Genomic DNA, 8,044 nt, shown 5'->3' with positions numbered 1-8,044 from the left:
GGCCGCAAGTAGGCACGGTGGAGCGGGTAAACCGGCAAGGATGCCGATTTAGCCGCGCCGGGCCATGGATGGCCCGTCGCGGCGGCCCGCGGAACCGGGCCGGAGTGCGGGCATGCCGAGCCTAGGCGAGGCACCGAGTGGTGGGGCAAAGACCTTTTGGTTACTTTTGGGGCGTTTGCCAAAAGTGACCCGCTGTAAGAGCGGAACCATAAGTGGCCGTTACCGAAGAAACGGATATGTACTCAGCCAGACTGAACATATCTCATACCCCCCAACCCACCACGCAACTATTGGTTACAAGTTGGTGATAACCTCACCGTTCCCCCACCCAGACCCGTCTCCCCGATGCCCAGTGAACCCGCGCTGCTGTTACGTCACCACCACCCTTTCATCGCGTTCTGGCTGGCGCGGATCTTTACCGCCAGCGGTTTCCAGATGCTCACCGTGGCCATCGGCTGGAACCTCTACCAACTGACCGGCAACGTGCTGGACCTGGGTTTGGTCGGCCTGGTGGAGTTCGTACCGCGGGTACTGTTCATGCTGCACACCGGCCATGTGGCCGACCGCTATGAACGGCGCAAGGTCGCAGCCATCTGCCAGACCGTTCAAGCGTTGATCGCGCTATCCCTGGCAATCGGCGGACTGACCGGCAATGTCACCCGCGAGATGATTTTTATCCTGGCATTCCTGCTGGGCGCAGCCCGCTCGTTTGAAATGCCCACCACCCAGGCCCTGCTGCCGAGCATCGTGCCCACGGCACTGTTCCCCCGCGCGGTGGCGTCGTCGCAGTCGGCACAGCAACTGGCCACCATCGTGGCGCCAGCGTTGGGCGGTTTGTTATACGCCTTCGGCAGTGTCTGGGTGTACGGCCCCACGGTGGTGCTGTACCTGATCGCCTGCGTGTTGACCCTCAACCTGCCCGCGCGCCAGACGCCGCTGAACAAGGCCAAGGCGACCATGGATTCGTTGCTGGCCGGGATTCGTTTTATCCGCAGTCGGCCGGATATCCTCGGCGCGATTTCCCTGGACCTGTTCGCCGTATTGCTGGGCGGCGCCACGGCCTTGCTGCCGGTGTTTGCCAAGGACATTTTGCTGACCGGGCCGTGGGGCCTTGGGCTGCTGCGCTCGGCACCAGCGGTCGGGGCGTTGTTGATGTCGTTGTGGCTGGCGCGGTTTGCCGTCGACCGGCATGTGGGGCGGATCATGTTTACGGCGGTCGGGGTGTTTGGCGTAGCCACCATCGCGTTCGGCCTGTCGACCTCGTTCTGGTTCTCCCTGGCGGTGCTGGTGGTATTGGGCGCAGCGGACATGATCAGCATGGTGATCCGCGCCTCGTTCGTGCAACTGGAAACCCCGGACGAAATGCGCGGCCGGGTGAGCGCGGTCAACGGGCTGTTTATCGGCGCGTCGAATCAGTTGGGCGAGTTCGAGTCCGGGATCACCGCCCACTGGTTCGGCACCGTGCCCGCCGTGGTCATGGGCGGCATCGGCACGCTGGTGGTGACCGGGGTCTGGATCAAACTGTTCCCGACCCTGGCCAACCGCGACCGCATGCATGTGCCGGTGGAACAGGCCAGGGCATAAGCCGGCAAGGGGGGCCCGCCTGTTGCGTCGGTGTGTATCAGGCGAGATGGAACGATTTCTTACGTCAGAATCACTCAAGGGTTACGACGTCGCGGGAAAACTCCCGCGACACCGTAAACCTTTAATCTTGACAGAGAATCAAAATGACCGTTGCTGGCACATCTATTCGGACAACCCCGCCCACTCTTTCGCAGAGCGCATCCTGGGATGTCCCCAATGACAGCTATACCCTCCAAACCAGCAAGGATCGGTTCACGGAGCGATTGGCAAACGAGCTGAATACCGGGCGCATGAGTCCTGAAGTTAATCAAATGGCTGACGCGGTGATGTGGCCGGGCAAAAAGGGGCTGCCCAACGTCCAAGTCAAGACGTTCGCTGTCGACGGTATCCAAGCCAAGGACATCGTTTTTATACAACGTACCCCCCCCGTGTCCAACGCCCCCAACGTCGTACTTTTTATTCCAGAAAAAGAAGGGAGCTCGTTTCATGCCTTCAATACAGTCGAAGACATGAATCGATGGTTAAAGACACTGGCCAATGACCCCAAGCAACTGGAAATATTCAGCCAGCACTTCGCAGAGGGTGGAAGCTCTGCAAAAAAAGCACACGTCGTCGATACGATGACGCGCTACAAAGACAACGATATCAATGCCATTGTCGGGCCTTATGCCAATGAGGGCGGCGATATTTTCGCGCGCCTGGATAAGGAAACGTCTGCGCCACCGGCTGCTGTTAACGGTTTGACGCATCTTAAAGAGGAGCGCACGTCGCCCGAGGGCAGGACGCTTTACTCTGGGCAACGACCTGACGGTGGAACGGTCTTTTTTGAATATGACGCCTACGGAAACTTTCTGGGCAAAGATAAACAGAACAACTTCTATTTTGTTAAGGATGGCTTGAACACCCACAAGCCACTTATTGCGATAACAGAGCAAGCATTCAAAAAAAAGGTTTTGAATGAAGCCGCCAGTAATGTAGGCGCGAACGATATCAGGGGGCTCTACGATGAGCTTCTCAATCACCTTGAGCACCCCTTTTACGGGGTCAAGGACGTTTTGCTACAGCTAGGCGTGAATAAAAACACCGCGGACACTATAGACCGGTACCTGGACAACCCCTTCAGCGCACTACTGCTGGATCTGAACAAGAATAATCAGATCGGCAAGGTGTTCGGCGTCGATAAACCGACCATGGACTCCGTATTACATAGCGTCGGTGACACCGCCCAAGGATTTGTCCCTTACTATGGCCAGGCCAGGTCGCTCTCCGCGTTATTGGCGAAAGCCCTTCGAAATGAGCCAATGAGCGATCAGGAGAAAAGAGATCTGGCCGATGGGCTTGCACTGAAACCGGAAAGTCCTGCCAGGAAAAACCTGCCAGGACCACTCGCCCCCCGTGAGCCTTACGGCAAGACCAATCAATACACCCCCCCTGCGCCTGATGCCAAGCCTGCAGAGCCTTTCAAAAATCCAGGTGAGAACTCTGGTCCGAGTGGCACCGAGCAAGATCCAGCAACGCCTGCGGATCGCGCTGACCCCGAGGTAAATCGTCTGCGCCCATCTCAATGGTCCGACATCACCAGCCACGCCGCGGCGCAGGGTGAACAATTGATCTCGGGGGCCCACGCCAACGCCAAAGGCATATATCAAGTCAAAGGCCCAGAAGGCGCAGATCGGTGGTTCATACGGATGAGCGATGCGGAGAATATCAGCCATGTGTATGAGATCGACGGCAAATTCAAACTCAGTGACGGCTATGTCAACGTTATCGACCCCATTACCAGGAAACCTGTAATAACCGTCCACTCCACTGGGGACGGCGCCTGGGAACCGATCAATGGGCCAGGGGGCATAAAGTGGCCATGGCAATCGGCAAGCTCCACGACTAAACCCTTTGACCCCGGTGCTTATGACTATCCGGCGAAAGGAGAACCTTCATCTTCAAAGACGCGCGAAAAAATAGATAAACAGTTGAAAAAAGACGCCGACAGCTATCATAAAAAAGCCAAAACCAAGGATCGTCCGGTTCACCCAGAACTACCCCACGACGCGACCGCGCCAAAGGTTATCGACACAGTCTACAAAAAATCAGACGGCATGATTGTTGGGGAGGATCATTCCCAATCTGCCGGGCTGCGCCTGCTTATTGATAATGCCGGCGAACTGCAGAATAACCAGGTCAAAACTCTGTACTCGGAGGGCTTCGATCATTCGCTTCAACCCGATCTGGATCATTTTTACGAAACGGGTGAGTTTTCTGCGCCATTAAGAGCAAACTTGAAATTAATTGACCGAGCCCACAGCGGGCATGGTAACTACACCAACCGAGAGCTTTTGATAAAAATGCGGGCACATGGCATTCGCGTGAAAGCGATTGATGTGCCCTCTGTAGAGCCTAAATCGACGCGCCTTAAAAACATGAACTACTATGCGGCCAAAATGATCGAGAGCGATCAGGCCGCAAACCCCCAGGCAAAGTGGGTCGCCCGCGTTGGCAGCGACCATGTGTTCACCTATGACGGCGAACCGCCTGTTCGCGGGATTTCTGAATTGACCGGTTCAACGGGGGTTTCCGTGGATACAGCGCCCCCCAACAAAGGGCCCTCGGTCATTCAATCGCGAGACAATACAGAAATCTACATGGAGCTATAAAGCCTGGGGTTGTAATTCCGCCGGGCAAGGGTAGTGGCGCACACTCCATCCGAAGTGAGTGCTAGAGCACCTTGTCGAGGGTGACGGGAAAGTCCCGCACCCGCTTGCCGGTGGCGTGATACACCGCGTTGGCCACCGCCGCCGCCACCCCGACTATCCCGATCTCGCCGACGCCCTTGGACCCAAGGGCGTTGACGATCTCGTCGTGTTCTTCGACAAACAGCACATCAATCTCGCCGATATCCGCGTTTACCGGAATGTGGTATTCGGCCAGGCTGTGGTTCATGGAGCGACCCAATGCGTGATCGACCTGGGTCTCCTCATGCAACGCCATGCCGATGCCCCAGACCACCCCGCCGAGAATCTGGCTGCGGGCCATCTTCGGATTGACCACCCGCCCGGCCGCAATCGCACTGACCACCCGACTGACCTTGATGGTGCCCAGGTCCTCATCCACCCGCACTTCGACAAACACCGCCGAATGCGTGGCAGAGGCATAGCCTTCGCGCTGTTTGCCCGGCTCGCAATCCACCTGCACTTCCAGCGCCTGCTCGCCGCTGTCTTGCACCAATTGCGCCAGGGAGATGCGCTGGTCACCGGCGTGCAGCTGGCCATTCTCAAACCGCGCCGACTCAGCGTCCTTGAACGCCGGGTACGTCTTGCGCGCAATGTCCAACAGCTTGGCGTTCAACGCTTCACAGGCCTGTTGCACCGCACTGCCCACCGACGACACGGTAAACGAGCCGCCCTGCAATGGCGCCGTCGGCAGCGATGAATCCCCCAGCAGGAACGTCACATCGCCTACCGGCACGCCGCTGGCCTGGGCGGCGATCTGCGCCATGACCGTGTAAGTGCCGGTGCCGATATCGGTGGTGGCGCTGCTGACCGTGAGCTTGCCCAGGTGGTCGATCCGCGCCTTGGCGCTGGCTTTCATTTGCAGGGCCTCCCACACCCCGCCGGCCATGCCCCAACCAACCAGTTGGCGACCATCGCGCATGCTTCGCGGCTCCGGGTTGCGCTGGCTCCAGCCAAAACGCTCGGCACCTTCGCTGTAGCATTCGCGCAACGCTTTGCTGGACCAGGGCTTGTCTTCGTTCTGATTGCGCTCGGCATAGTTGATCAGCCGCAATTGCACCGGGTCGATGCCCAGGGCGCAGGCCAGTTCATCCATGGCGCATTCCAGGCCGATCACCCCCAGCGCTGCGCCGGGAGCGCGCATGTCCAGCGGTGTGAACACGTCCAGCGGCACCAGCTTGTAGGTCAGCAGCACGTTATCGCAGCAATAGAGCATGCCGCTCCATTCCACCACGTGTTCGCTGAAGTCCTCGAAGCGCGAGGTCTGGCCGATGGCGGTGTGGCCCAGGGCAAGCAAGCGGCCATTGGCGGCAGCACCCAGTTGCAGGCGCTGCAAGGTGCGCGGGCGATAACCGAAGGTGAACATCTGCTGGCGCGTGAGGGTGACGCGCACCGAACGCTTCAGGGCCAGCGATGCCATCACTGCCAGCGGCAACTGGTACTGCGGGCGCAGACCGGAACCAAAGGCGCCGCCGACGAACGCGGCGAAGATCCGCACCTGGCTTTTATCCAGGCCGAAGACTTTCTGCACATAGGCCTGGCAGTTCTGCGGGCCCTGGGTCTTGTCGTGGATATGCAGGGTGCCGTCCGGCTGATACAGCACGGTGCTGGCGTGGGGTTCCATGGGGTTATGGTGTTCGATGGGCGTGCTGTAGTGCAGGTCCAGGCTCGTGGCGGCGCCGGTCCATTCGGCCTGGAAGTTGCCGCGCGGCTTGGGCGGTGTTTGCGGCGACGGGTGCGCCTGCTCCTGCAAGGCCAGCAGATCGGTCTCGGCAGGCTCGGCGGCGTATTCGATCTGCACCAGGGAACCGGCGTGGCGCGCCAGCTCCAGGTTGTCGGCAATCACCAATGCCAACGGCTGGCCGCTGTAGAGCACGCGGTCGTTGTACAGCGGGCGAAACGGCGAGCCGTCGGCAGCATCGGCATCGGCGTAGCTGTCGTCGTAGCTGGCCAGTTTCGGGCGGTTGAGGTGATCAAGCACCATCACCACGCCGGGCAGCGCCAGGGCTTGGGACGCATCAATGCGGATGACCCGGCCCTTGGCGATGTTGCTCGACACCACGCTGCCGTGCAGCAAGCCATCCTCGGGAAACTCACCGGCATAGCGCGCTTGCCCGGTGACCTTGAGCAGACCGTCGACCCGGTCCAACGGTTTGCCGATTGCGCTCATGACGTGGCTCCTGCAACAGCGGCATCGCTCAGGGCGCGAATGATCGCGCGGCGTGCCAGTTTGATCTTGAAGCCGTTGTGCTCCAGCGGCTCGGCGTCCAGCAGCAGGGTTTCGGCGGCAGTGCTGAAAGTTTCGCGGCTGACGGACTGGCCAATCAGCGCGGCTTCCACCGCGCGATCACGCCATGGCTTGTGGGCGACGCCGCCCAGGGCCAGGCGAGCGTCGACGATCACATCGCCATCCAACTCCAGCGCCGCCGCGACGGATATCAGGGCGAAGGCGTAGGAAGCCCGGTCACGGATTTTCAGATAGTGACTGTGGGCAGCCAGGTGGTCGGCAGGCAACTCGATGGCGGTGATCAGTTCGTCGTCGGCCAACTGGTTATCCCGCTGGGGCGCATCGCCCGGCAGCCGGTGAAAGTCGGCGAACTCGATGACCCGCGCACCACCCCGGCCCTGCACATGCACCCGCGCATCCAGGGCGGCCAGGGCCACGCACATGTCCGAAGGATGGGTGGCGACGCACTGGTCGCTGGCGCCGAGGATCGCGTGGATGCGGTTCAAACCGACCCGCGCCGGGCAGCCACTGCCGGGCTCGCGTTTATTGCAGGGCACGGCGGCGTCATAGAAGTAGTAGCAACGGGTGCGTTGCAGCAGGTTGCCGCCGGTACTGGCCATATTGCGCAATTGCGGCGAGGCGCCGGCGAGGATGGCCTGGGACAGCAGCGGGTACCGTTCCTCGATCAGCGGGTGCCAGGCCAGGTCGGCGTTGCTCACCAGGGCACCGATCATCAAGCCGCCCTCGGGAGTTTCTTCTACGTCGCGAAGTGGCAGCCCGGTGATATCAATCAGGTGCTCCGGGCGGCTGATGTTCTCTTTCATCAGGTCCAGCAGATTGGTGCCACCGGCGATAAACCGCGACGCCGGGCTGACCAGGTGCACCGCCTCCTGCACGTCGGCCGGCTTGCTGTAATGGAAGGGATTCATTGCTCACCTCCCTGCACGCGGCACGCCGGCAAGGCTTCTTCGATGGCATCGCGGATGTTGTTGTAGGCGCCGCAGCGGCAAAGGTTGCCGCTCATCAGTTCCTGGATCTGCGCGGTGTCGTGGGCACGGCCTTCACGGGCCAGGCCCACCGCCGAGCAGATTTGCCCCGGCGTGCAGTAGCCACACTGGAAGGCATCGTGCTTGATAAAGGCCTGTTGCATCGGGTGCAGGTCTTCGCCCGAGGCCAGGCCTTCGATGGTGGTCAAATCGGCACCGTCACACATCACCGCCAGGGTCAGGCAGGCGTTCACCCGCTTACCGTTGAGCAACACGGTGCAGGCGCCGCACTGGCCGTGGTCGCAGCCCTTCTTGGTGCCCGTCAGGTCCAGTTGCTCGCGCAGCAGGTCCAGCAGGGTGGTCCAGGGCAATACATCCAGTTGGATGGGGTCCCGATTGAGGGTCAGGCGTATCGGATGACTGACGAACGGCTTGGCCGCCGCGCCATTGGGAGTTGCGCTCATAAACACCTCACGGATTGGTGTGCAATCGCGGCGTTCAGAAAAGTCGCCGTCTTAGCG

The 8,044-nt window shown here is 60.4% G+C and carries 5 protein-coding genes; 2 read left to right on the top strand and 3 right to left on the bottom strand.

Features of this window, described 5'->3' with window-relative positions; genetic code table 11:
- Positions 1–345: 345 nt before the first annotated feature.
- Together HX818_RS25820 and HX818_RS25815 are read left to right on the top strand one after the other, a co-directional pair.
- Entirely contained in the window at positions 346–1,584 is a 1,239-nt protein-coding gene (locus tag HX818_RS25820; RefSeq protein WP_177020968.1) for an MFS transporter, read from the top strand.
- A 143-nt stretch (positions 1,585–1,727) separates the two neighbouring features.
- A complete protein-coding gene (locus HX818_RS25815) occupies positions 1,728–4,235 on the top strand; it encodes a membrane-targeted effector domain-containing toxin (protein WP_256346372.1) in 2,508 nt (835 codons plus the stop codon).
- Positions 4,236–4,296: 61 nt separating this feature from the next.
- On the opposite strand, the gene HX818_RS25810 is transcribed toward HX818_RS25815, so the two are convergent.
- From HX818_RS25810 to HX818_RS25800, 3 genes are read right to left on the bottom strand one after another with little or no spacing between them, the layout of a single operon-like run.
- A complete protein-coding gene (locus HX818_RS25810) occupies positions 4,297–6,480 on the bottom strand; it encodes a xanthine dehydrogenase family protein molybdopterin-binding subunit (RefSeq protein ID WP_177020967.1) in 2,184 nt (727 codons plus the stop codon).
- Positions 6,477–7,466, bottom strand: coding sequence for a xanthine dehydrogenase family protein subunit M (locus tag HX818_RS25805; protein WP_003215563.1), 990 nt, complete (start codon positions 7,464–7,466; stop codon positions 6,477–6,479). Before HX818_RS25805 ends, HX818_RS25810 begins: the two co-directional genes overlap by 4 nt.
- Positions 7,463–7,987 (bottom strand): (2Fe-2S)-binding protein, encoded by a 525-nt coding sequence (locus tag HX818_RS25800; RefSeq protein ID WP_008436633.1) that lies wholly within the window; start codon positions 7,985–7,987, stop codon positions 7,463–7,465. Before HX818_RS25800 ends, HX818_RS25805 begins: the two co-directional genes overlap by 4 nt.
- Positions 7,988–8,044: the final 57 nt, after the last annotated feature.

This window comes from Pseudomonas sp. F9001 (genome assembly GCF_013385435.1).
In the GTDB taxonomy this organism is placed as follows: domain Bacteria; phylum Pseudomonadota; class Gammaproteobacteria; order Pseudomonadales; family Pseudomonadaceae; genus Aquipseudomonas.
The sequence above is the reverse complement of the archived record's forward strand: the minus strand, read 5'-3'. Positions and strand labels throughout refer to the sequence as shown.

Coding starts and splice junctions, on each gene's coding strand:
- HX818_RS25820 (WP_177020968.1), top strand. CDS start 346: ATGCCCAGTGAACCCGCGCTGCTGTTACGTCACCACCACCCTTTCATC.
- HX818_RS25815 (WP_256346372.1), top strand. CDS start 1,728: ATGACCGTTGCTGGCACATCTATTCGGACAACCCCGCCCACTCTTTCG.
- HX818_RS25810 (WP_177020967.1), bottom strand. CDS start 6,480: ATGAGCGCAATCGGCAAACCGTTGGACCGGGTCGACGGTCTGCTCAAG.
- HX818_RS25805 (WP_003215563.1), bottom strand. CDS start 7,466: ATGAATCCCTTCCATTACAGCAAGCCGGCCGACGTGCAGGAGGCGGTG.
- HX818_RS25800 (WP_008436633.1), bottom strand. CDS start 7,987: ATGAGCGCAACTCCCAATGGCGCGGCGGCCAAGCCGTTCGTCAGTCAT.